This is a genomic window from Pseudomonas sp. RW10S2, from assembly GCF_014268985.1.
Classification (GTDB): domain Bacteria; phylum Pseudomonadota; class Gammaproteobacteria; order Pseudomonadales; family Pseudomonadaceae; genus Aquipseudomonas; species Aquipseudomonas wayambapalatensis.
Genome location: NZ_JABWRO010000025.1, coordinates 1 through 22,258, shown reverse-complemented (window position 1 = coordinate 22,258; position 22,258 = coordinate 1). Strand labels below are relative to the sequence as shown.

Genomic DNA, 22,258 nt, shown 5'->3' with positions numbered 1-22,258 from the left:
GGAGCGGGGTGCGACAGAGGCGCCCCGCTCTTGCGGAGTCATTTGAATTCGACGGGGAAACCAATGGCCGGGCTAGGCAGCTCGACACCAAACCACTGCTTGAACGACGCTGCGTAGGTCGGGAACTCGACACCGGTCATGGCTTCGTGCAGGACGGTATTGACGAAATTCAGCCAGTCCTGGTCGCCGCGCTTGACTGCACAGGCGTAGGTCTGCGGGCTCCAGGCATAGGCCGGGCTGCGATAGCGACCGGGGTTCTGCACCATCAGGTACTTGACCGACGACTGGTCGGTGGCAGCGGTGTCGGCCCGACCGGAGTTCACGGCCTGGTACATCAGGTCAACGCTGTCGTATTGGTCGACCTTGGCCTTGGGCAGCGCCTGGTGCACCAGCTCCTCGGCGTAGACGTTCTGCAGCACCGCCACGGTGACGCTGTCACCCGCCGCCTTCAGATCTTCGATCTCCTTGTACTTGCTGTTGGCCGGCAGCAGCAGGCCGACGCCTTCGCGGTAGTACGGCAGGGTGAATGCCACTTGCTGCGCGCGGCTGGCGGTGACGGTGATGAACTGGCAGCTCATGTCGACCTTGTCGGTCAACAGATTGGGAATCCGGGCGTCAGACGACTGCACCACGAACTCGACCTTCTCCGGGTCATTGAACAGCCCCTTGGCGACCATCCGCCCGATGTCGATATCGAAACCCTGCAACTTGCCATCCGCGCCCTGGAAGTGCCATGGCGCGTTGGTGCTGCCTGTGCCCACGATGAGGTGGCCACGCTTCAACACGCTGTCGAGCTTGCTGTCCGCCGCCTGGGCAATGCCCGCGAGCGAAGCTGAAGCCGCAAAGAGAAAAGCACACGCTGTAAACAAGGAAAGTCGACGCTGCATGACGGGCACTCCCAGATATTGTTTATTCCGCTATACCGGAACGTTGTTTGCAACAACGGAATAGACGGCAGAAAGTGTGCCACAGCCGAGAAGGGAAATCCCACAGCCATTCGAATATGAGTTGAATCAACAGGATGCGTGCTGGCGCGAGCGCAGCATCAAGACGAGCACAGCGAGGGCAGTGCTACCAATGACCACATTGGGTGCGTAACGCCCCACATGAGGGCGGCAGAAGAGTGGGCAAAGGAAACCAGGCGCATGCCGCGCGAAAATGAAAAACCCCCGCAAGGCGGGGGTTTCAGGTGACAGCTTTACACGTAAAGGCTCAGGTAACTCCTAGAACGGAATATCGTCATCGAAGCTGTCGAAATCAGCGGCAGGCTGCGGAGCTGGCTGCTGGGGCGCTGGACGCTGTTGTGCCTGCTGCGGACGCGGCGCCTGCTGGCGTGGTGCCTGGTTGTACTGTTGCTGCTGGCCACCACCCTGGTTGTAGTTGCCGCCACCCTGGTTGTACTGATCACCGCCCTGCCCCTGCGGACGACCGCCGAGCAGCTGCATGGTGCCCTGCATGTCGACGATGATCTCGGTGGTGTAGCGCTTGATGCCGTCCTTTTCCCACTCGCGGGTCTGCAGCTTGCCCTCGATGTAGCACTGCGAACCCTTGCGCAGGTACTCGCCGGCGATCTCGGCAACCTTGCCGAACAGCGAGACACGGTGCCATTCGGTGCGCTCGACCTTTTGCCCCGACTGCTTGTCGGTCCACTGCTCGCTGGTGGCCAGGCTCAGGTTGGTCACGGCGTTACCGTTGGGCAGGTAGCGGACTTCGGGATCCTGGCCGCAAGTACCAACCAGAATGACTTTGTTAACCCCACGGGCCATAACGTTCTCCTAGGCTTCGCACGCCGTCGGGGCTGGGTTCACCAGACGCTCGAGGGTCGCACGGTCCAAAATTTTCGTATCCAGTTTGATATAGATGGCGGCTTCTTCTGCCACCACCACGGCGTCGGTCACACCCGGCACAGCCATCAGGCGCTCGGTCAATCCGGCTTCCCGAACCGCCTCCGGTGTCAGCGGCATGCGCAGGCTGGTGACGTACGGCGGTTCGTTCATGCCCAGGGCAGATACCAGCCAGATACCACACAGTACAGCACATCCCAGGAACACCATGCCCAGGCCACCGTGCTGGTACAACCAGCCACCGATGATTCCTCCCAGCGCGGCACCCAGGAACTGGCTCGTGGAGTAGACCCCCATGGCCGTTCCCTTGCCGCCGGCGGGCGACACCTTGCTGACCAGCGAAGGCAAGGATGCCTCCAGCAGGTTGAAGGCAGTAAAGAATATCACGGTGCCGGTCACCAGTCCGCGCAAGTTGTCAGCCCATTGCCAGAAGAACACCTCGATCAGCAGCAGCACAATGACCGCACCAACCAACACGCGTTTCATCTTGCGCTTCTTTTCGCCGTAGATGATGAACGGCACCATTGCAAAAAATGAGATGAGCAACGCGGTCAGGTATACCCACCAGTGCTCTTCCTTGGGCAGGCCGCCACGCTCGACGAACGCCAGCGGCAATGCCACGAAGCTCGCCATGAGGATCGCATGGAGGATGAAAATGCTCAGGTCCAGGCGCAGAAGGTCCGGATTACGCAGGGTCGGGCCGAGCGCCTGGCGTGCGACACCAGACTCGCGGTGCTGCAGCGCACTGTGCGCACTGGGCACGACGAAGGCGATCAGGGCGATGCCGACCACGGCAAGTCCTGCAGTGGCGAGGAACAATCCCGACAACCCGAAGGCGCTTGTCAGCAGCGGCCCTATCACCATCGCCACCGCGAACGACAGGCCGATGCTCATGCCGATCATGGCCATGGCCTTGGTGCGATGCTGCTCACGGGTGAGGTCGGAGAGCAAGGCCATGACCGCTGCGGAAATCGCCCCCGCGCCCTGCAGGATGCGTCCGGCGATCACGCCCCAGATCGAATCGGCCTGGGCCGCCAGCAAGCTGCCAAGGGCGAAGATCACCAGGCCCAGGTAGATCACCGGACGGCGACCGATGCGGTCGGAAATCACCCCGAACGGAATCTGCAGCACGGCTTGCGTCAGGCCGTAGGCGCCAATGGCCAGGCCGATCAGCGCGGGCGTGGCACCGGCGAGGTCCATGCCATAGGTGGCCAGCACGGGCAGGACCATGAACATGCCCAGCATACGAAAGGCAAAGACCAGGGCAAGGCCGCCTGCGGCGCGGGTTTCGCTGCCACTCATGCGCTCGTTGTGGGTGTCGTGCATGGATAAACCTCGTGTGAACCGGCGGCGATTCTATCAGTCCGACGGCTAGACGGCATCTACGCGACGCTTTGCCGCGTAGTGGCAGCGCGCCGTATACTTCCTTGTTTATGCCCGCCAAGCGAGGCCGTAGTGGACAAGATCCTGATCCGTGGGGCACGTACCCACAACCTGAAGAACATCGACCTGACCCTGCCCCGGGACAAACTGATCGTGATCACCGGTCTGTCCGGTTCCGGCAAGTCGTCCCTGGCCTTCGACACACTCTACGCCGAAGGCCAACGCCGCTATGTGGAGTCGCTGTCGGCCTATGCCCGGCAATTTTTGTCGATGATGGAAAAGCCCGATGTCGACACCATCGAAGGCCTGTCACCGGCGATCTCCATCGAGCAGAAGTCGACCTCGCACAACCCGCGTTCGACCGTTGGCACCATCACCGAAATCTACGATTACCTGCGCCTGCTCTATGCCCGCGTCGGTACGCCACGCTGCCCGGACCACGACATTCCGCTGGAAGCGCAAACGATCAGCCAGATGGTCGACCTGGTGCTCGAGCAACCCGAAGGCAGCAAGCTGATGCTGCTGGCACCCGTGGTGCGCGAGCGCAAGGGTGAGCACCTGGCGGTGTTCGATGAGCTGCGCGCCCAGGGCTTCGTTCGTGCGCGGGTCAACGGCAAGCTGTACGAACTCGACGAGTTGCCCAAGCTCGACAAGCAGAAGAAGCACAGCATCGATGTGGTGGTCGACCGCTTCAAGGTGCGCAACGACCTGCAGCAGCGCCTGGCCGAGTCCTTCGAGACCGCCCTCAAGCTGGCCGACGGTATCGCCCTGGTGGCGCAGATGGATGACGAAAGCGCCGAGGACATGATCTTCTCCGCGCGCTTCGCCTGCCCAGTCTGCGGCCATGCGATCAGCGAGCTCGAACCCAAGCTGTTCTCCTTCAACAACCCGGCTGGCGCCTGCCCGACCTGCGACGGCCTGGGCGTGAAGCAGTACTTCGACACCAAGCGCCTGGTCAACAACGAGCTGACCCTGGCCGAAGGCGCGATCCGTGGCTGGGACCGACGCAACGTCTACTACTTCCAGATGCTCGGCTCGCTGGCGGCGCATTACGGCTTCAGCCTCGACGAGCCGTTCGGCCAGCTCTCGGCCGATCACCAGAAGGTGATCCTGCAGGGCAGCGGCAAGCAAAGCGTCGACTTCAAGTACCTCAACGACCGCGGCGACATCGTCAAGCGCTCGCACCCCTTCGAAGGCATCGTGCCGAACCTGGAGCGGCGCTACCGCGAGACGGAGTCGGCGACTGTGCGCGAGGAGCTGGCCAAGTTCCTTGGCACGCAGCCGTGCCCGGACTGCCGCGGCACCCGCCTGCGCCGCGAAGCACGCCATGTATGGGTGGGCGAAAAAACCCTGCCGGCCGTGACCAACCTGCCGATCGGCGATGCCAGCGAGTACTTTGCCACCCTGACGCTGAGCGGTCGGCGCGGAGAGATTGCAGCGAAGATCCTCAAGGAAATCTGCGAGCGCCTGCAGTTCCTGGTCAACGTCGGCCTGGACTACCTCACCCTCGACCGCAGCGCCGAAACCCTTTCGGGCGGCGAGGCCCAGCGGATCCGTCTGGCCAGCCAGATTGGCGCCGGCCTAGTGGGGGTGATGTACATCCTCGACGAGCCGTCGATCGGCCTGCACCAACGTGACAACGACCGCCTGCTGGCCACCCTCAACCACCTGCGCGACCTGGGCAACACGGTGATCGTGGTAGAGCACGACGAGGATGCCATTCGCCTGGCCGACTATGTCGTCGACATCGGCCCGGGCGCCGGGGTGCATGGTGGACAGATCGTCGCCGAAGGCTCGCCGCAGGAAGTCATGGCGCACCCCGACTCGGTGACCGGCATGTACCTGTCAGGCCGCAAGAAGATCGCCGTGCCGGCCAAACGCACGCCTCGCAACAAGAAGCTGTCGCTCAAGCTCAAGGGCGCGCGCGGCAACAACCTGCAGAACGTCGACCTTGAAGTGCCGATCGGCCTGCTGACCTGCGTCACCGGTGTGTCCGGCTCGGGCAAATCGACACTGATCAACAACACCCTGTTCCCCTTGGCCGCCACCGCGCTCAATGGTGCCAGCAGCCTGGAAGCAGCAGCGCACACCAGCATGGACGGCCTGCAACACCTGGACAAGGTAGTCGACATCGACCAGAGCCCGATCGGCCGCACACCGCGCTCGAACCCGGCCACCTATACCGGGATCTTCACTCCGATCCGCGAACTGTTCGCTGGCGTGCCCGAGTCGCGCTCGCGAGGTTATGGCCCGGGGCGCTTCTCGTTCAACGTCAAGGGCGGGCGCTGCGAAGCGTGCCAGGGCGATGGCCTGATCAAGGTGGAAATGCACTTCCTGCCGGATATCTACGTGCCGTGTGATGTGTGCAAGAGCAAGCGCTACAACCGCGAAACCCTGGAGATCAAGTACAAGGGCAAGAACATCCACGAGGTCCTGGAAATGACCATCGAGGACGCCCGCGAGTTCTTCGACGCGGTACCGGCGTTGGCGCGCAAGCTGCAGACGCTGATGGACGTGGGCCTTTCGTACATCAAGTTGGGGCAATCGGCGACGACGCTTTCGGGCGGCGAGGCGCAGCGGGTGAAGCTGTCGCGCGAGCTGTCCAAGCGCGATACCGGCAAGACCCTCTACATCCTGGATGAGCCAACCACCGGCCTGCACTTCGCCGACATCCAGCAACTGCTGGACGTGCTGCATCGCCTGCGCGACCACGGCAACACGGTGGTGGTGATCGAGCACAACCTGGACGTGATCAAGACCGCCGACTGGCTGGTGGACCTGGGGCCGGAAGGTGGCTCGAAGGGAGGCCAGATCATTGCCAGCGGCACGCCCGAGGAACTGGCCAAGATGAAGCAGTCGTATACCGGGCATTACCTCAAGCCCTTGCTGGAACGCGATCGGGCCTGACGAAAAAAGCCCCTGACATGCAAATGCCAGGGGCTTTTCTCTATATGCGTGCCCTCTGCAGGGACGTTACATCTGCGATTGCAGGTAGTTCTGCAGCCCGATGGATTTGATCAGGCCCTGCTGCTTCTCCAGCCAGTAGGTGTGATCTTCCTCGGTGTCGGCCAGTTGCGCGCGCAGGATATCGCGGCTGATGTAGTCCTTGTGCAGCTCGCACAACTCGATGCCTTTGCACAATGCGGCGCGGACCTTGTACTCAAGGCGCAGGTCGGCAGCGATCATGTCCGGCACGGTGGTGCCCACGTCGAGGTCATCCGGGCGCATGCGCGGGGTGCCTTCGAGCATGAGAATGCGGCGAATCAGGGCATCGGCGTGCTGCGCCTCTTCTTCCATCTCGTGGTTGATACGTTCGTAGAGCTTGGCCAGGCCCCAGTCTTCGTACATGCGCGAGTGGATGAAGTATTGGTCACGTGCCGCCAGTTCGCCCGTCAGCAACGTGTTGAGGTAATCGATTACGTCCGGGTGACCTTGCATCGCCCTGATTCTCCCTGAGTGAAAGCTTGATAGGGGGATAGTGTGAACCATGATTTCTTCAAGGTCACTGAAAAATGCGCAATTTGTGTGAAAAAAGCGGGCAAACCGTAGTGATTTTCATTGAAAAACCGCCCCAATGAGGGCGGTTCTCCTTATCACTTCGACTTAGGCGAGCTTGATGCCCAAGGCCTTGGCAATCCCCTCGCCGTAAGCGGGATCTGCCTTGAAGAAGTGCTGCAACTGACGCTGCACTACATCGTCGCTGACGCCTTTCAGGGTGCCGGCAATGTTGTCGATCAACAGCGCTTGCTGCTCGGCGTTCATCAGGCGGAACAGCGCACCAGCGTGGCTGTAGTAGTCATTGTCTTCGCGGTGGTCGTAACGATCTGCCGCCCCCTTGAGGGCCAGCGCAGGCTCGGCGTGACGGGGCGACTGCTTGGGCGCATCGGCGTAGCTGTTCGGCTCGTAGTTCGGAGCGCTGCCGTAGCTGCCCATGGTCATCGCACCATCGCGTTGGTAGCTGTGCACCGGGCTACGTGGCGCGTTCACCGGCAAATGCTGGTGGTTGGTGCCAATGCGGTAGCGGTGAGCATCGGCGTAGGCAAATACGCGCCCCTGCAGCATGCGGTCTGGAGACAGGCCAACACCTGGCACCATATTGCTCGGCCCGAACGCGGCCTGCTCGACTTCGGCGAAGTAGTTGAGCGGGTTGCGATTGAGTTCAAGCACACCCACCTCGATCAGCGGGTAGTCCTTCTGCGACCAGGTCTTGGTGACGTCGAAGGGATTTTCGGCGCGGTTGGCTGCCTCTTCTTCACTCATCACCTGGATGCAGACGGTCCAGCGTGGGTAGTCGCCGCGATCGATCGCTTCGAACAGGTCACGTTGTGCGTAATCCGGATCGGTACCGGCGATACGTGCCGCATCGGCCGGGGCCAGGTTCTTGATGCCTTGCTGGGTCTTGAAGTGCCACTTGACCCAGGTACGCTGGCCATCCGCACTCAGCAGACTGTAGGTATGGCTGCCGAAACCGTGCATGTGGCGGTAGCCGTCCGGAATACCACGGTCAGAGAACAGGATGGTGACCTGGTGCAGCGCCTCGGGCGAATGCGACCAGAAGTCCCACATCATCTGGGCGTTCTTCAGGTTGGTCTGCGGGTGACGCTTCTGGGTATGGATAAAGTCCGGGAATTTCAGCGGATCGCGAATGAAGAACACGGGGGTATTGTTGCCGACGATGTCCCAGTTACCTTCCTCGGTGTAAAACTTGACGGCAAAACCGCGCGGGTCACGCTCGGTGTCGGCCGAACCACGCTCGCCGCCGACCGTGGAGAAGCGCAGGAAGGTTTCGGTCTGCTTGCCAATGCTCTCGAACAGGCGGGCGCTGGTGTATTGGGTGATGTCTCGAGTAACGGTGAAGGTGCCGTAAGCGCCCGAGCCCTTGGCGTGCACGCGGCGCTCAGGGATGTTCTCGCGGTTGAAGTGGGCCAGCTTCTCGATCAGATGGAAGTCGTCGAGCAGCAACGGGCCGCGCGGGCCTGCCGAACGGGAATTCTGGTTATCGGCTACAGGTGCACCGCTGGCGGTAGTAAGAATCTTGCTCATGGGCTCTCCTTATCGGTCTCGAAACGCCGGCTAATCGGCTTGAGAGCAAGTATGGATGGGCAACATGACAAGATCTAATTTATAGATATGCTTATATCGATAGTTTTTTACAATTCATGTAAACACAAAAAACCGGGCACTAGGCCCGGTTTCTTGTAGCAGACGGAACGTCTTACTCGGCAGCTTCTACAGCACCACCGACCGGACGATCAACCAGCTCGACGTACGCCATAGGCGCGTTGTCGCCAGCGCGGAAACCGCACTTCAGGATGCGCAGGTAGCCGCCCTGACGGGTGGCGTAACGCTTGCCCAGGTCGTTGAACAGCTTGCCAACAGCGGATTTCGAACGGGTACGGTCGAAAGCCAGACGACGGTTGGCGACGCTATCTTCCTTGGCCAGGGTGATCAGCGGCTCGGCAACGCGGCGCAGTTCCTTGGCTTTCGGCAGGGTGGTTTTGATCAGCTCGTGCTCGATCAACGACACTGCCATGTTCTGGAACATAGCCTTGCGGTGAGAGCTGGTACGGCTCAGGTGACGTCCACTTTTACGATGACGCATGATTCATTCCTTACCAAACACTACGTTCGGTGATTACGACGATCAGGCAGTCGCCTTGTCGTCTTTCTTAAGACTTGCAGGCGGCCAGTTGTCGAGGCGCATGCCGAGAGACAGACCACGGGAGGCCAGGACGTCCTTGATTTCAGTCAGGGACTTCTTGCCCAGGTTAGGAGTCTTCAACAGCTCTACTTCGGTACGCTGAATCAGGTCGCCGATGTAGTAGATGTTCTCCGCCTTGAGGCAGTTGGCCGAACGTACAGTCAGTTCCAGGTCGTCAACCGGGCGCAGCAGGATCGGATCGATCTCGTCTTCCTGCTCGACCACGACCGGCTCGCTGTCACCTTTGAGGTCGACGAACGCGGCCAGCTGCTGTTGCAGGATGGTCGCGGCACGACGAATGGCCTCTTCAGGGTCCAGGGTGCCGTTGGTTTCCAGATCGATGACCAGCTTGTCCAGGTTGGTACGCTGTTCAACACGGGCGTTCTCGACCACGTAGGCGATACGACGCACCGGGCTGAACGAAGCGTCCAGCTGAAGACGGCCAATGCTGCGGCTTTCATCTTCGTCAGTCTGACGGGAATCGGCCGGCTCGTAACCGCGACCACGAGCTACGGTGAGCTTCATGTTCAGGGCGCCGTTGGACGCCAGGTTCGCGATTACGTGATCGGGATTGACGATCTCGACATCGTGATCCAGCTGAATATCGGCAGCGGTAACCACCCCCGAACCCTTTTTCGACAAGGTCAGCGTAACTTCGTCACGACCGTGCAGCTTGATCGCCAGGCCTTTGAGGTTCAACAGGATTTCAATGACGTCTTCCTGTACACCTTCGATCGCGGAGTACTCATGGAGTACGCCATCGATCTCGGCCTCGACTACTGCACAGCCAGGCATGGAGGACAACAGGATGCGACGCAGCGCGTTGCCCAGGGTATGGCCGAAACCACGCTCGAGAGGCTCGAGCGTGATCTTGGCGCGGGTTGGACTGACTACCTGCACGTCGATGTGACGGGGAGTCAGGAACTCATTTACCGAAATCTGCATGGATGCACCTATTTTCTAGCCCTTACTTGGAGTAGAGCTCGACAATCAGGTTTTCGTTGATGTCGGCGGACAGATCGCTGCGAGCAGGAACGTTCTTGAAAACGCCCGACTTTTTAGCGGAATCAACGTCTACCCACTCAACGCGGCCACGCTGGGCGCACAGTTCAAGGGCTTGAACAATGCGCAGCTGGTTCAGCGACTTCTCACGAACCGCGACCACGTCACCCGGACGAACTTGGTAGGATGGAATGTTTACGGTCTTGCCGTTGACGCTGATCGCTTTGTGCGAAACCAGCTGACGGGATTCGGAACGAGTCGAACCGAAGCCCATACGGTAAACGACGTTGTCCAGGCGGCATTCCAGCAGTTGCAGCAGGTTCTCACCAGTAGCGCCTTTTTTCGAGGCTGCGACTTGGTAGTAACCGCGGAACTGGCGCTCCAGGACACCGTAGATACGGCGGACTTTTTGTTTCTCGCGCAGCTGGGTACCGTAGTCGGACTGACGGCCACGGCGCTGGCCGTGGATACCTGGGGCTGCTTCGATGTTGCACTTCGATTCCAGAGCGCGAACGCCGCTCTTCAGGAACAGGTCAGTGCCTTCACGGCGAGACAGTTTGCATTTTGGACCAATGTAACGTGCCATTTATCTGTCTCCTGATTACACGCGACGCTTCTTCGGCGGACGGCACCCGTTATGCGGGATTGGCGTCACGTCGGTGATGCTGGCGATCTTGTAGCCGCAGCTGTTCAGTGCACGAACGGCGGACTCACGACCTGGACCTGGACCCTTGACGTTGACGTCGAGGTTCTTCAGACCGTATTCCAGCGCAGCTTGACCAGCACGCTCAGCAGCGATCTGGGCTGCGAACGGGGTGGATTTGCGCGAACCACGGAAACCCGAACCACCGGAGGTCGCCCAGGACAAAGCATTGCCCTGACGGTCGGTGATGGTCACGATGGTGTTGTTGAAAGACGCATGGATGTGGGCGATGCCATCAACCACTGTCTTTTTGACTTTTTTACGAGGACGAGCAGCAGGTTTTGCCATGTCTATATTCCTGGGCGATTACTTGCGGATCGGCTTACGCGGGCCCTTACGGGTGCGTGCGTTGGTCTTGGTGCGCTGACCGCGAACCGGCAGACCTTTACGATGACGCAGGCCGCGGTAGCAACCCAGGTCCATCAAGCGCTTGATCTTCATGTTGATGTCACGACGCAGGTCACCTTCGGTGGTGAACTTCGCAACTTCGCCACGCAGGGTTTCGATTTGCTCGTCGCTCAGATCCTTGATCTTAGCGGCTGGATTTACACCAGCGTCTGCACAGATTTTCTGTGCAGTTGTGCGACCGACACCATAGATGTAGGTCAGCGAGATAACAGTATGCTTGTTATCTGGAATGTTGACGCCTGCAATACGGGCCATTCAGTGGGACTCCAATTGACAGCTACCTACGCCCCGGAAGCCAAGAAATAGGGCGCGAGATAATATCGCTGTAGAAACGAATAATCAACCCAGCAGCACACTAGCTGCTGGGTTTGAAGCGCAGATCACACTCAGCCTTGGCGCTGCTTGTGACGCGGTTCCGCGCTGCAGATCACGCGCACGATACCTTCGCGACGAATGATCTTGCAGTTGCGGCACAGCTTTTTCACCGATGCACGAACTTTCATTACCGACTCCTCGAACCTTAGGGGTCTATCAGCGCAGCAGGCCGCTGCCACCGTAGCCTTTCAGGTTGGCTTTCTTCATCAGGGATTCGTACTGGTGCGAAACGAGGTGCGATTGTACTTGGGACATGAAGTCCATCACAACCACTACCACAATCAGCAACGAGGTCCCGCCAAGGTAGAACGGCACGTTTGCTGCCACCACCAGGAACTGGGGCAGAAGGCAGACGGCCATCATGTAAAGAGCACCGAACATGGTCAGACGAGTCAGAACGCCATCAATGTAGCGCGCCGACTGCTCACCAGGACGGATACCCGGAATAAAGGCACCGGACTTCTTCAGGTTTTCCGCTACGTCTTTCGGGTTGAACATCAACGCTGTGTAGAAGAAGCAGAAGAAGATGATCCCTGCACTAAACAGCAGAATGTTCAACGGCTGACCAGGAGCGATCGACTGCGAGATGTCCTGCAGCCAGCCCATACCTTCGGACTGACCGAACCAGGCACCCAGCGAAGCCGGGAACAGCAAGATGCTGCTCGCGAAAATGGCAGGAATGACGCCCGCCATGTTCACTTTCAGCGGCAAGTGGCTGGTCTGCGCAGCGAAGACCTTGCGGCCCTGCTGACGCTTGGCATAGTGAACGGCGATACGACGCTGACCACGCTCAATGAACACCACGAAACCGATAATCGCTACTGCAAGCAAACCGATAGCGACCAGGGCGAAGATGTTGATATCGCCTGTGCGCGCAGACTCGAAAGACTGCCCGATTGCTCTCGGAAGACCGGCAACGATACCTGCGAAGATCAACATCGAGATACCGTTGCCCACACCGCGCTCGGTGATCTGCTCGCCGAGCCACATCATGAACATTGCGCCAGCCACGAAAGTGGAGACGGCAACGACATGGAAGCCCAGGCCTGCAGAAAACGCCACGCCCTGGTTGGCCAGGCCAATGGACATGCCAATGGCTTGAACCAGCGCCAGGATAACGGTGCCGTAGCGGGTGTACTGGCTGATCTTGCGACGGCCAGCTTCACCTTCCTTCTTCAACTGCTCCAGTTGAGGGCTGACTGCGGTCATGAGCTGCATGATGATCGATGCCGAGATGTACGGCATGATCCCCAGTGCAAAGATGCTCATGCGCTCCAGCGCACCACCGGAAAACATGTTGAACAAGCTAAGAATGGTCCCCTCATTCTGTCGAAACAGATCCGCCAGACGGTCTGGATTGATGCCAGGCACCGGGATATGTGCGCCGATCCGATAGACGATGATCGCCATGAACAGAAAGCGCAGACGAGCCCAGAGTTCCGACATCCCGCCCTTACCGAGCGAAGAGAGAGCACCTTGCTTAGCCATTTATTCCTCGAACTTGCCGCCAGCTGCTTCGATAGCCGCACGCGCACCTTTGGTGACGGCGATGCCCTTGATAGTGACTGCGCGAGTGACTTCGCCGGACAGCATGATTTTCACACGCTGTACATGCTGGCCAATCACGTTGGCGTCTTTCAGGGACTGTACGGAGATCACGTCGCCTTCCACCTTGGCCAGCTCGGACAGACGCACTTCAGCGCGGTCCATGGCTTTCAGGGAAACGAAGCCGAACTTCGGCAGACGACGGTGCAGCGGCTGTTGACCGCCTTCGAAGCCCGGAGCGATGGTGCCACCGGAACGGGAGGTCTGACCTTTGTGACCGCGGCCACCAGTCTTGCCCAAACCGCTACCGATACCACGACCCGGACGATGCTTCTCGCGACGGGAACCCGGCGCTGGACTCAGATCATTGAGTTTCATCGATTAACCCTCGACGCGCAGCATGTAGTAAGCCTTGTTGATCATCCCGCGATTCTCGGGAGTATCCTGGACTTCTACAGTGTGACCGATGCGACGCAGACCCAGGCCTTTAACGCACAGGATGTGGTTAGGCAGACGGCCGGCGGTGCTCTTGATCAGCGTTACTTTTACGGTTGCCATGATCAGAAGATCTCCTCAACACTCTTGCCGCGCTTGGCAGCAATGGACTCAGGAGATTGCATGGCTTTCAGACCCTTGAAGGTGGCGTAAACCACGTTCACTGGGTTGGTCGAACCGTAGCACTTGGCCAGAACGTTCTGGACACCAGCAACTTCCAGGACAGCACGCATTGCGCCGCCGGCGATGATACCGGTACCTTCCGAAGCAGGCTGCATGTAAACCTTCGAGGCGCCGTGGGCAGCCTTGGTGGCGTACTGCAGGGTGGTGCCCTTCAGGTCAACCTGGATCATGTTGCGACGGGCAGCTTCCATGGCTTTCTGGATCGCGGCAGGTACTTCGCGCGATTTGCCACGGCCGAAGCCGACGCGACCTTTGCCATCACCTACCACGGTCAGCGCGGTGAAGGTGAAGATACGGCCGCCTTTAACGGTTTTAGCAACGCGGTTAACTTGAACCAGCTTCTCGATGTAGCCTTCGTCGCGCTTTTGATCGTTATTTGCCATAACTTAGAACTCCAGTCCGCCTTCACGAGCAGCATCGGCCAGCGCCTTGACGCGACCATGGTACTTGAAGCCGGAACGGTCAAAGGCAACTTGAGATACACCGGCGGCTTTCGCACGCTCAGCTACCAGCTTGCCAACCTTAGTGGCCGCGTCGATGTTGCCGGTGGCGCCATCACGCAGTTCTTTGTCCAAGGTCGAGGCGCTTGCCAGAACCTTGCTGCCGTCGGCCGAAATGACCTGGGCATAGATGTGCTGCGAGGAGCGGAACACGCACAGACGCACGGCTTCGAGCTCGTGCATTTTCAGGCGTGCTTTGCGAGCGCGACGCAGTCGAATAACTTTTTTGTCGGTCATTTGCTAGGCCCTACTTCTTCTTGGCTTCTTTACGACGGACTACTTCGTCCGCGTAACGCACACCCTTGCCTTTGTAAGGCTCTGGCGGACGGAAATCGCGGATTTCAGCGGCCACCTGACCCACCAGCTGCTTGTCGATACCCTTGATCAGGATGTCGGTCTGGCTTGGGGTTTCAGCGGTGATACCGGCTGGCAGTTCGTAGTCCACTGGATGCGAGAAGCCCAGAGCCAGGTTCAGGATGGTGCCCTTGGCCTGTGCCTTGTAACCAACACCGACCAGCTGGAGCTTGCGCTCGAAGCCTTGGCTTACGCCCTGGACCATGTTGTTCACCAGAGCACGGGTGGTACCGGCCATGGCGCGAGCTTGCTGGTCACCGTTGCGAGCGACGAAGCGCAGCTCGCCAGACTCTTCGGTAACTTCAACAGACGAGTGAACGTTCAGTTCGAGAGTGCCCTTGGCACCCTTCACCGAAAGCTGCTGGCCGGCGAATTTGACTTCGACACCGGATGGCAGCTTAACGGGGTTCTTAGCGACGCGAGACATGCCTATCTCCCCTTAGAACACTGTGCACAGAACTTCGCCACCGACACCGGCAGCGCGCGCAGCGCGATCAGTCATCACACCTTTGTTGGTGGAGACGATAGACACGCCCAGACCGCCACGTACTTTCGGCAGGTCAGAGACGGACTTGTACTGGCGCAGGCCTGGACGGCTGGAGCGCTTCAGTTCTTCGATGACCGGACGGCCTTCGAAGTACTTCAGTTCGATCGACAGGGAAGGCTTGACTTCGCCACTGACCTGGTAGCCAGCGATGTAACCTTCGTCCTTCAGAACTTTGGCAACCGCGACCTTCAGAGTGGAGGAAGGCATGCTTACGACGGACTTTTCAGCCATCTGGGCATTACGGATGCGAGTTAGCATGTCCGCTAACGGGTCCTGCATACTCATGGGCTAGATGCTCCTGATACAAGAATTATTAGCCTTGCGGCTATCACAACCACCTGACCGCCCCGGGCAAAAAACCCAGGCTCAGGTGAGCCGGTCATTCTAGACACAAGACAGAAACGAAACAAGCCCCACGAGGGGGCTTGTTTGTTGGCGATGTCACCGGCGGTCGGAAGATTGCTCCCCCTACGCCGGGATCTCACCTGCAGCTATTACCAGGAGGCCTTGACCAGACCTGGTACGTCACCGCGCATTGCAGCTTGACGCAGCATGTTACGGCCCAGGCCGAACTTACGGTAAACACCGTGAGGACGACCGGTCAGGCGGCAACGGTTGCGCAGGCGCGAGGCGCTGGCATCACGAGGCTGCTTCTGCAGAGCGACAACGGCAGCGAAACGCTCCTCTGGAGAGGCGTTCAGGTTGACGATGGTCGCTTTCAGCTCGGCACGCTTTTTGGCGTACTTGGCTACCGTGAGCTGACGCTTCAGCTCGCGGTTTTTCATGCTCTTCTTGGCCATTTTCCTACTCCAATCAGTTGCGGAACGGGAACTTGAATGCACGCAGCAGAGCGCGGCCTTCGTCGTCCGAACGAGCAGTGGTGGTCAGGGTGATGTCCAAACCGCGCAGAGCATCGATCTTGTCGTAGTCGATTTCCGGGAAGATGATCTGCTCTTTCACGCCCATGCTGTAGTTGCCACGGCCATCGAAGGACTTGGCATTCAGGCCGCGGAAGTCGCGAACCCGAGGCAGGGAGATCGCCAGCAGGCGGTCCAGGAATTCGTACATCTTGTCGCTACGCAGGGTCACCTTGACGCCGATCGGCCAGCCTTCACGGACTTTGAAGCCCGCGATGGATTTACGAGCGAAAGTCACGACCGGCTTTTGACCGGTGATCTTTTCCAGGTCGGCAACTGCGTGCTCGATGACTTTCTTGTCGCCGATCGCTTCGCCCAGACCCATGTTCAGGGTGATCTTGGTAACGCGCGGAACTTCCATCACGTTCGACAGCTTAAGTTCTTCCTTAAGCTTGGGAGCGATTTCGTTCCGGTACATCTCTTTCAGTCGTGCCATGGTCTTCTACCTAGCAGTGTTCAAGCATCAACCGCTTTTTGGGTCGACTTGAAGACACGAATTTTCTTACCGTCTTCTACTTTGAAACCAACGCGGTCAGCCTTGTTGGTTTCGCCATTGAAGATGGCAACGTTGGAAGCGTGCAGAGGCGCTTCTTTCTCGACGATACCGCCCTGAACGCCTGCCATCGGGTTCGGCTTGGTATGACGCTTGACCAGGTTGACACCACCGATGACCAGACGGTCATCAGCGAGAACCTTCAGCACCTTACCGCGCTTACCCTTGTCTTTGCCGGCGATCACGATGATCTCGTCGTCACGACGAATCTTTTGCATGTCGGATCTCCTTACAGCACTTCAGGGGCGAGCGAGACGATCTTCATGAACTTCTCGTTACGAAGTTCACGGGTCACTGGCCCGAAGATGCGGGTACCGATCGGCTCTTGCTTGTTGTTCAGCAGAACAGCAGCGTTGCCGTCGAAACGAATGATGGAACCGTCAGCGCGACGTACACCGTGACGGGTACGGACGACAACAGCGGTCATCACCTGGCCTTTCTTGACCTTACCGCGAGGAATCGCTTCCTTGACGGTAACTTTGATGATGTCACCGATGCCAGCGTAACGGCGGTGCGAACCGCCGAGCACCTTGATGCACATGACGCGACGAGCGCCGCTGTTATCGGCCACATCGAGCATGGATTGAGTCTGAATCATAAAATTTCTCCGACCCCTAGCCCTTAGACTTCAACAGCGCGTTCGAGGACTTCAACCAGTGCCCAGGACTTGGTCTTGGCCAGCGGACGAGTTTCGGTGATCGAAACCTTGTCGCCGATCTTGCACTGATTGGTTTCGTCGTGCGCGTGCAGCTTAGTCGAACGCTTAACGTATTTACCGTAGATCGGGTGCTTTACGCGACGCTCGATCAGAACGGTGATGGTCTTGTCCATTTTGTCGCTGACGACACGGCCAGTCAGCGTACGGACGGTTTTTTCAGCTTCAGCCATGATCACTTACCTGCCTGCTGGTTGAGCACAGTTTTCACGCGAGCGATGTCACGCTTAACTTGCGAGAGCAGGTGCGACTGCCCCAACTGGCCAGTTGCTTTCTGCATACGCAGATTGAACTGGTCGCGCAGCAAGCCGAGCAGTTGCTCATTCAGTTGCTGTGCCGATTTTTCACGAAGTTCATTCGCTTTCATCACATCACCGTCCGCTTAACAAAGGAGGTGGCGAGAGGCAGCTTTGCAGCAGCCAGGGCGAAAGCTTCGCGCGCCAGCTCTTCAGAAACACCCTCGATCTCGTACAGGACTTTGCCTGGCTGGATCTGGGCAACCCAGTACTCCACGGAACCCTTACCTTTACCCATACGAACCTCGAGAGGCTTCTTGGTAACCGGCTTGTCCGGGAATACACGGATCCAGATCTTGCCGCCACGTTTTACGTGACGGGTCAGGGCACGACGTGCCGACTCGATCTGGCGAGCGGTGAGGCGACCGCGAGCGACAGCTTTCAGAGCGAACTCGCCGAAGCTGACCTTGCTACCGCGCAGTGCCAGACCACGGTTGTGGCCGGTCATCTGCTTGCGGAATTTTGTACGCTTTGGTTGCAACATTTGGCGTACCCCTTACTTAGCAGCTTTTTTACGAGGCGCTGGTGCTTGCGGCTTCAGCTCTTCCTGGCGACCACCAATCACTTCGCCTTTGAAGATCCAAACCTTGACACCGATCACACCGTAGGTGGTGTGAGCTTCGTAGGTGTTGTAGTCGATATCGGCACGCAGGGTGTGCAGAGGCACACGACCTTCGCGATACCACTCGGTACGGGCGATCTCGGCACCGCCAAGACGACCGCTCACCTGGATCTTGATGCCCTTGGCACCAATACGCATGGCGTTCTGTACGGCGCGCTTCATGGCGCGACGGAACATAACGCGGCGCTCCAGCTGCTGGGCAACGCTTTGCGCAACCAGCATGGCGTCGAGTTCCGGCTTGCGGATCTCTTCGATGTTGATGTGCACAGGCACACCCATCTGCTTGGTCAGGTCCTGACGCAGCTTCTCGACATCCTCACCCTTCTTGCCGATAACGATACCGGGACGAGCGGTGTGGATGGTGATGCGTGCAGTTTGAGCCGGACGATGAATATCGATACGGCTTACGGACGCGCTTTTTAGTTTGTCTTGGAGGTACTCACGCGTTTTCAGATCCTTCAACAGGTAATCTGCGTAAGTAGCACCGTCTGCGTACCAGACGGAGGTGTGCTCCTTGACGATTCCCAGGCGAATGCCAGTGGGATGTACTTTCTGACCCATCTGATCGACTCCGTTACTTGTCCGCAACCTTGACAGTGATATGGCAAGACCGCTTGACGATGCGATCAGCGCGGCCTTTGGCACGCGGCATGATGCGCTTCAGCGAACGCCCTTCGTTGACGAAAACGGTGCTGACCTTCAGGTCATCAACGTCTGCGCCTTCGTTGTGTTCGGCGTTGGCAACGGCCGACTCGAGGACTTTCTTCATGATTTCAGCGGCTTTTTTGCTGCTGAAGGCCAACAGGTTGAGCGCTTCGCCCACCTTCTTCCCGCGGATCTGGTCGGCGACCAAGCGGGCTTTCTGGGCGGAGATTCGAGCGCCCGACAACTTAGCGGCTACTTCCATTTCCTTACCCCTTAACGCTTGGCTTTCTTGTCAGCCACGTGCCCGCGATAGGTGCGGGTACCGGCGAACTCGCCCAGTTTGTGGCCGACCATGTCTTCGTTCACGAGAACTGGGACGTGTTGGCGACCGTTGTGTACCGCGATGGTCAGACCGACCATTTGTGGCAGGATCATCGAACGGCGCGACCAGGTTTTCACTGGCTTGCGATCATTCTTCTCCACCGCCACTTCGACCTTCTTCAGCAGGTGAAGATCGATAAAAGGACCTTTTTTCAGAGAACGTGGCACTGTCGTATCCCTCTAGTTACTTGCGACGACGGACGATCATGTTGTCGGTACGCTTATTACCACGGGTCTTCGCACCCTTGGTTGGGAAGCCCCATGGCGATACCGGATGACGACCACCGGAGGTACGACCTTCACCACCACCATGTGGGTGGTCAACCGGGTTCATGGCAACACCACGAACGGTCGGGCGAACGCCGCGCCAGCGTTTAGCACCTGCTTTACCCAGCGAACGCAGGCTGTGCTCGGAGTTCGAGACTTCGCCCAGGGTCGCACGGCACTCAGCCAGTACTTTACGCATCTCACCAGAGCGCAGACGCAGAGTCACGTATGCACCTTCACGCGCGATCAGCTGAGCCGAAGCACCAGCGGAACGAGCAATTTGCGCACCTTTACCCGGCTTCAGTTCGATGCCGTGAACGGTGCTACCTACTGGGATGTTGCGCAGTTGCAGGGAGTTACCGGCCTTGATTGGGGCCAGGGCACCTGCGATCAGCTGGTCGCCAGCACTCACGCCTTTAGGGGCGATGATGTAGCGACGCTCACCGTCTGCGTAGCACAGCAGGGCGATGTGAGCAGTACGGTTCGGGTCGTATTCGACGCGCTCGACAGTGGCTGGAATGCCATCTTTGTCGTTGCGACGGAAGTCGACCAGACGGTAGTGCTGCTTGTGACCACCACCAACGTGACGAGTGGTAATGCGGCCATTGTTGTTACGACCACCAGACTTCGATTTCTTCTCGAGCAGCGGTGCGTGAGGAGCGCCTTTGTGCAGCTCCTTGTTGACCACCTTGACCACGAAACGGCGGCCAGGGGAAGTCGGTTTGCATTTAACGATTGCCATGATGCACCCCTTCCTTACTCAGCACTGCTGCTGAAATCGAGATCTTGGCCTGGCTGAAGGGAGACGATCGCCTTCTTCCAGTCATTACGCTTGCCCAGACCACGTGCGGTACGCTTGGTTTTACCCAGAACGTTGACAGTCGACACGTTTTCAACTTTTACGTTGAACAGGCCTTCGACAGCTTTCTTGATTTCCAGCTTGGTTGCATCGGTAGCAACCTTGAATACGAACTGGCCTTTCTTCTCAGCCAGAACGGTAGCCTTCTCGGAAACGTGCGGGCCAAGGAGGACTTTGAATACGCGTTCCTGGTTCATCCCAGCAGCTCCTCGAATTTCTTCACGGCCGAGACAGTGATCAACACTTTCTCGTAGGCGATCAGGCTGACCGGGTCGGAACCTTGAACGTCACGTACGTCGACGTGCGGCAGGTTACGAGCAGCCAGGTACAGATTCTGATCAACTGCGTCCGAAACGATCAGTACGTCGTTCAGGCCCATGCCGTTCAGCTTGTTCAGCAGGTCTTTGGTTTTCGGCGCTTCAACAGCGAAGTCCTGAACCACAACCAGACGATCGCTACGCACCAGCTCGGCGAGGATGGAGCGCAGGGCTGCGCGATACATCTTCTTGTTGAGCTTCTGCGAGTGATCCTGAGGGCGAGCTGCGAAGGTTACACCACCGCCACGCCAGATCGGACCACGAGTGGTACCGGCACGAGCACGGCCAGTACCCTTCTGACGCCATGGGCGCTTACCGCCACCGGCTACGTCAGAGCGGGTCTTCTGCTGCTTGGTGCCCTGACGGCCGCCGGCCATGTAGGCCACGACTGCTTGGTGTACCAGCGTCTCGTTGAATTCGCCACCGAAAGTCAGTTCGGAAACTTCGATCGCCTGAGCGTCATTTACATTGAGTTGCATGTCAGTTTCCCCTTAACCGCGAGCCTTGACAGCCGGACGCACAACCACGTCGCCGCCAGTAGCGCCTGGAACGGCACCCTTGATCAGCAGCAGGTTGCGTTCAGCGTCTACGCGTACTACTTCCAGGGACTGTACAGTCACGCGCTCAGCGCCCATGTGACCGGACATCTTCTTGCCCTTGAATACACGACCAGGAGTCTGGCACTGGCCGATGGAGCCAGGGACACGGTGCGATACGGAGTTACCGTGGGTGTTATCCTGACCACGGAAGTTCCAACGCTTGATGGTACCGGCGAAGCCTTTACCTTTGGACTGACCGGTTACGTCTACCAGCTGGCCTGCAGTGAAGAGTTCAGCTTTGATCAGATCGCCAGCCTGGAAATCGCCTTCTTCAAGACGGAACTCCCAAACACCGCGACCAGCGGCAACGTTAGCCTTGGCGAAGTGACCTGCCTGAGCGGCAGTCACACGCGAAGCACGACGCTCGCCGACAGTGACTTGCACTGCACGGTAGCCATCGGTTTCTTCAGTTTTGAACTGGGTGACGCGATTCGGCTCGATCTCAATGACCGTGACCGGAATGGAGACACCTTCTTCGGTGAAAATGCGGGTCATACCGCACTTGCGACCGACTACACCAATAGTCATGTTGTAAACCTCATGAGTGTACGGGGCTTTCACCCGCTATGGCCGCCCATTTCAGAGCGTTACACGACTCAGACCGAAGTCTTAGCCGAGGCTGATCTGCACTTCCACACCTGCCGCGAGATCAAGCTTCATCAGCGCATCAACGGTTTTATCCGTTGGCTGGACGATGTCCAGAACGCGCTTATGAGTGCGAATCTCGTACTGGTCACGCGCGTCTTTGTTGACGTGCGGGGAGACCAGAACGGTGAAACGCTCTTTGCGGGTAGGCAGTGGAATTGGACCACGCACTTGTGCACCAGTACGTTTCGCGGTTTCCACGATTTCCTGGGTGGATTGGTCGATCAGGCGATGGTCGAAAGCCTTCAACCTGATACGGATTTGCTGATTTTGCATTGGATTTCAGACTCCAGGCTGTTCCCAACGGACGCACTACGCCCGCTAAAAGGAGGCGTGATTCTATAGACGCCCCTATTTAGTGTCAACCCAATAAAAAAAAACCCCCCCCCCCCCGGGGGGTTT

General features: G+C 58.6%; 34 protein-coding genes. 1 reads left to right on the top strand and 33 read right to left on the bottom strand.

Annotated elements, in window-relative coordinates; all coding sequences use genetic code 11:
• Nucleotides 1-38: 38 nt before the first annotated feature.
• From HU729_RS08135 to HU729_RS08125, 3 genes are all read right to left on the bottom strand, one after another.
• Nucleotides 39-887, bottom strand: a complete 849-nt coding sequence (locus tag HU729_RS08135; RefSeq protein ID WP_186670262.1) for a transporter substrate-binding domain-containing protein — start codon at nucleotides 885-887, stop codon at nucleotides 39-41.
• A gap of 336 nt (nucleotides 888-1,223) precedes the next feature.
• Nucleotides 1,224-1,766 (bottom strand): single-stranded DNA-binding protein, encoded by a 543-nt coding sequence (locus HU729_RS08130; RefSeq protein ID WP_186670260.1) that lies wholly within the window; start codon nucleotides 1,764-1,766, stop codon nucleotides 1,224-1,226.
• A gap of 9 nt (nucleotides 1,767-1,775) precedes the next feature.
• On the bottom strand, nucleotides 1,776-3,170 hold the full coding sequence (locus HU729_RS08125) for an MFS transporter (RefSeq protein ID WP_186709491.1): 1,395 nt from the start codon (nucleotides 3,168-3,170) through the stop codon (nucleotides 1,776-1,778).
• Between the two features lie 129 nt (nucleotides 3,171-3,299).
• On the opposite strand from HU729_RS08125, the gene uvrA reads away from it, so the two are divergent.
• Nucleotides 3,300-6,134 carry an excinuclease ABC subunit UvrA gene (uvrA, locus tag HU729_RS08120; protein ID WP_186670256.1) on the top strand — a complete coding sequence of 945 codons (2,835 nt, stop codon included), beginning with the start codon at nucleotides 3,300-3,302 and terminating at the stop codon, nucleotides 6,132-6,134.
• 66 nt (nucleotides 6,135-6,200) lie between these two features.
• Here uvrA and bfr read toward each other — a convergent pair whose 3' ends face one another.
• The 30 genes from bfr to rpsJ all read right to left on the bottom strand — a co-directional run bounded on the left by bfr (nucleotide 6,201) and on the right by rpsJ (nucleotide 22,132).
• Entirely contained in the window at nucleotides 6,201-6,665 is a 465-nt protein-coding gene (bfr, locus tag HU729_RS08115) for a bacterioferritin (RefSeq protein ID WP_063542481.1), read from the bottom strand.
• Between the two features lie 165 nt (nucleotides 6,666-6,830).
• The gene (locus HU729_RS08110) at nucleotides 6,831-8,270 is read right to left on the bottom strand and encodes a catalase (RefSeq protein ID WP_186709490.1); all 1,440 of its coding nucleotides are present in this window, start codon (nucleotides 8,268-8,270) and stop codon (nucleotides 6,831-6,833) included.
• 172 nt (nucleotides 8,271-8,442) lie between these two features.
• The gene (gene rplQ / locus HU729_RS08105; RefSeq protein WP_003255451.1) at nucleotides 8,443-8,829 is read right to left on the bottom strand and encodes a 50S ribosomal protein L17; all 387 of its coding nucleotides are present in this window, start codon (nucleotides 8,827-8,829) and stop codon (nucleotides 8,443-8,445) included.
• 42 nt (nucleotides 8,830-8,871) lie between these two features.
• Nucleotides 8,872-9,873: a DNA-directed RNA polymerase subunit alpha gene (gene rpoA / locus HU729_RS08100; RefSeq protein WP_003255452.1), complete on the bottom strand. Its 1,002-nt coding sequence runs from the start codon at nucleotides 9,871-9,873 to the stop codon at nucleotides 8,872-8,874.
• A gap of 22 nt (nucleotides 9,874-9,895) precedes the next feature.
• Nucleotides 9,896-10,516, bottom strand: a complete 621-nt coding sequence (gene rpsD, locus HU729_RS08095; RefSeq protein ID WP_054893564.1) for a 30S ribosomal protein S4 — start codon at nucleotides 10,514-10,516, stop codon at nucleotides 9,896-9,898.
• Between the two features lie 15 nt (nucleotides 10,517-10,531).
• Nucleotides 10,532-10,921 carry a 30S ribosomal protein S11 gene (gene rpsK, locus HU729_RS08090; protein ID WP_003255454.1) on the bottom strand — a complete coding sequence of 130 codons (390 nt, stop codon included), beginning with the start codon at nucleotides 10,919-10,921 and terminating at the stop codon, nucleotides 10,532-10,534.
• Between the two features lie 18 nt (nucleotides 10,922-10,939).
• Nucleotides 10,940-11,296: a 30S ribosomal protein S13 gene (gene rpsM, locus HU729_RS08085; protein WP_003255457.1), complete on the bottom strand. Its 357-nt coding sequence runs from the start codon at nucleotides 11,294-11,296 to the stop codon at nucleotides 10,940-10,942.
• A 131-nt stretch (nucleotides 11,297-11,427) separates the two neighbouring features.
• Complete coding sequence (gene rpmJ, locus HU729_RS08080) at nucleotides 11,428-11,544, bottom strand: 50S ribosomal protein L36 (RefSeq protein ID WP_011531897.1); 117 nt, start codon at nucleotides 11,542-11,544, stop codon at nucleotides 11,428-11,430.
• 28 nt (nucleotides 11,545-11,572) lie between these two features.
• A complete protein-coding gene (gene secY, locus HU729_RS08075; RefSeq protein WP_003255459.1) occupies nucleotides 11,573-12,904 on the bottom strand; it encodes a preprotein translocase subunit SecY in 1,332 nt (443 codons plus the stop codon).
• Nucleotides 12,905-13,339, bottom strand: coding sequence for a 50S ribosomal protein L15 (gene rplO, locus HU729_RS08070; RefSeq protein ID WP_054893563.1), 435 nt, complete (start codon nucleotides 13,337-13,339; stop codon nucleotides 12,905-12,907).
• Nucleotides 13,340-13,342: 3 nt separating this feature from the next.
• Nucleotides 13,343-13,519, bottom strand: a complete 177-nt coding sequence (gene rpmD / locus HU729_RS08065) for a 50S ribosomal protein L30 (RefSeq protein WP_029614570.1) — start codon at nucleotides 13,517-13,519, stop codon at nucleotides 13,343-13,345.
• A gap of 2 nt (nucleotides 13,520-13,521) precedes the next feature.
• On the bottom strand, nucleotides 13,522-14,022 hold the full coding sequence (rpsE, locus tag HU729_RS08060) for a 30S ribosomal protein S5 (protein WP_003255465.1): 501 nt from the start codon (nucleotides 14,020-14,022) through the stop codon (nucleotides 13,522-13,524).
• 3 nt (nucleotides 14,023-14,025) lie between these two features.
• Entirely contained in the window at nucleotides 14,026-14,376 is a 351-nt protein-coding gene (gene rplR, locus HU729_RS08055) for a 50S ribosomal protein L18 (protein WP_023629183.1), read from the bottom strand.
• A 10-nt stretch (nucleotides 14,377-14,386) separates the two neighbouring features.
• Nucleotides 14,387-14,920: a 50S ribosomal protein L6 gene (rplF, locus tag HU729_RS08050; RefSeq protein ID WP_027594874.1), complete on the bottom strand. Its 534-nt coding sequence runs from the start codon at nucleotides 14,918-14,920 to the stop codon at nucleotides 14,387-14,389.
• Nucleotides 14,921-14,932: 12 nt separating this feature from the next.
• Complete coding sequence (rpsH, locus tag HU729_RS08045) at nucleotides 14,933-15,325, bottom strand: 30S ribosomal protein S8 (protein WP_186670252.1); 393 nt, start codon at nucleotides 15,323-15,325, stop codon at nucleotides 14,933-14,935.
• A 209-nt stretch (nucleotides 15,326-15,534) separates the two neighbouring features.
• The gene (gene rpsN / locus HU729_RS08040) at nucleotides 15,535-15,840 is read right to left on the bottom strand and encodes a 30S ribosomal protein S14 (RefSeq protein ID WP_013970638.1); all 306 of its coding nucleotides are present in this window, start codon (nucleotides 15,838-15,840) and stop codon (nucleotides 15,535-15,537) included.
• 13 nt (nucleotides 15,841-15,853) lie between these two features.
• The gene (gene rplE, locus HU729_RS08035) at nucleotides 15,854-16,393 is read right to left on the bottom strand and encodes a 50S ribosomal protein L5 (protein WP_186670250.1); all 540 of its coding nucleotides are present in this window, start codon (nucleotides 16,391-16,393) and stop codon (nucleotides 15,854-15,856) included.
• Nucleotides 16,394-16,413: 20 nt separating this feature from the next.
• Nucleotides 16,414-16,728, bottom strand: coding sequence for a 50S ribosomal protein L24 (gene rplX / locus HU729_RS08030; protein WP_003255476.1), 315 nt, complete (start codon nucleotides 16,726-16,728; stop codon nucleotides 16,414-16,416).
• Between the two features lie 11 nt (nucleotides 16,729-16,739).
• On the bottom strand, nucleotides 16,740-17,108 hold the full coding sequence (rplN, locus tag HU729_RS08025) for a 50S ribosomal protein L14 (RefSeq protein WP_011063774.1): 369 nt from the start codon (nucleotides 17,106-17,108) through the stop codon (nucleotides 16,740-16,742).
• 23 nt (nucleotides 17,109-17,131) lie between these two features.
• Nucleotides 17,132-17,398, bottom strand: coding sequence for a 30S ribosomal protein S17 (rpsQ, locus tag HU729_RS08020; RefSeq protein WP_023534981.1), 267 nt, complete (start codon nucleotides 17,396-17,398; stop codon nucleotides 17,132-17,134).
• A 2-nt stretch (nucleotides 17,399-17,400) separates the two neighbouring features.
• A complete protein-coding gene (gene rpmC / locus HU729_RS08015) occupies nucleotides 17,401-17,592 on the bottom strand; it encodes a 50S ribosomal protein L29 (protein ID WP_002555481.1) in 192 nt (63 codons plus the stop codon).
• Nucleotides 17,592-18,005: a 50S ribosomal protein L16 gene (rplP, locus tag HU729_RS08010; protein WP_009397508.1), complete on the bottom strand. Its 414-nt coding sequence runs from the start codon at nucleotides 18,003-18,005 to the stop codon at nucleotides 17,592-17,594. Before rplP ends, rpmC begins: the two co-directional genes overlap by 1 nt.
• Before the next feature lie 12 nt (nucleotides 18,006-18,017).
• Nucleotides 18,018-18,704, bottom strand: coding sequence for a 30S ribosomal protein S3 (gene rpsC, locus HU729_RS08005; RefSeq protein WP_003255481.1), 687 nt, complete (start codon nucleotides 18,702-18,704; stop codon nucleotides 18,018-18,020).
• 13 nt (nucleotides 18,705-18,717) lie between these two features.
• Nucleotides 18,718-19,050, bottom strand: a complete 333-nt coding sequence (gene rplV / locus HU729_RS08000) for a 50S ribosomal protein L22 (protein ID WP_003103908.1) — start codon at nucleotides 19,048-19,050, stop codon at nucleotides 18,718-18,720.
• 11 nt (nucleotides 19,051-19,061) lie between these two features.
• Nucleotides 19,062-19,337 (bottom strand): 30S ribosomal protein S19, encoded by a 276-nt coding sequence (gene rpsS / locus HU729_RS07995; protein WP_003255482.1) that lies wholly within the window; start codon nucleotides 19,335-19,337, stop codon nucleotides 19,062-19,064.
• Nucleotides 19,338-19,353: 16 nt separating this feature from the next.
• A complete protein-coding gene (rplB, locus tag HU729_RS07990; RefSeq protein WP_186670248.1) occupies nucleotides 19,354-20,178 on the bottom strand; it encodes a 50S ribosomal protein L2 in 825 nt (274 codons plus the stop codon).
• 14 nt (nucleotides 20,179-20,192) lie between these two features.
• Nucleotides 20,193-20,492, bottom strand: a complete 300-nt coding sequence (gene rplW / locus HU729_RS07985) for a 50S ribosomal protein L23 (RefSeq protein WP_003255484.1) — start codon at nucleotides 20,490-20,492, stop codon at nucleotides 20,193-20,195.
• Entirely contained in the window at nucleotides 20,489-21,091 is a 603-nt protein-coding gene (rplD, locus tag HU729_RS07980) for a 50S ribosomal protein L4 (protein WP_008089819.1), read from the bottom strand. The genes rplW and rplD overlap by 4 nt, the downstream gene beginning before the upstream one ends.
• A gap of 12 nt (nucleotides 21,092-21,103) precedes the next feature.
• Nucleotides 21,104-21,739 carry a 50S ribosomal protein L3 gene (gene rplC, locus HU729_RS07975; RefSeq protein WP_054893562.1) on the bottom strand — a complete coding sequence of 212 codons (636 nt, stop codon included), beginning with the start codon at nucleotides 21,737-21,739 and terminating at the stop codon, nucleotides 21,104-21,106.
• Between the two features lie 81 nt (nucleotides 21,740-21,820).
• On the bottom strand, nucleotides 21,821-22,132 hold the full coding sequence (gene rpsJ / locus HU729_RS07970) for a 30S ribosomal protein S10 (RefSeq protein ID WP_003186070.1): 312 nt from the start codon (nucleotides 22,130-22,132) through the stop codon (nucleotides 21,821-21,823).
• Between the last annotated feature and the right edge of the window lie 126 nt (nucleotides 22,133-22,258).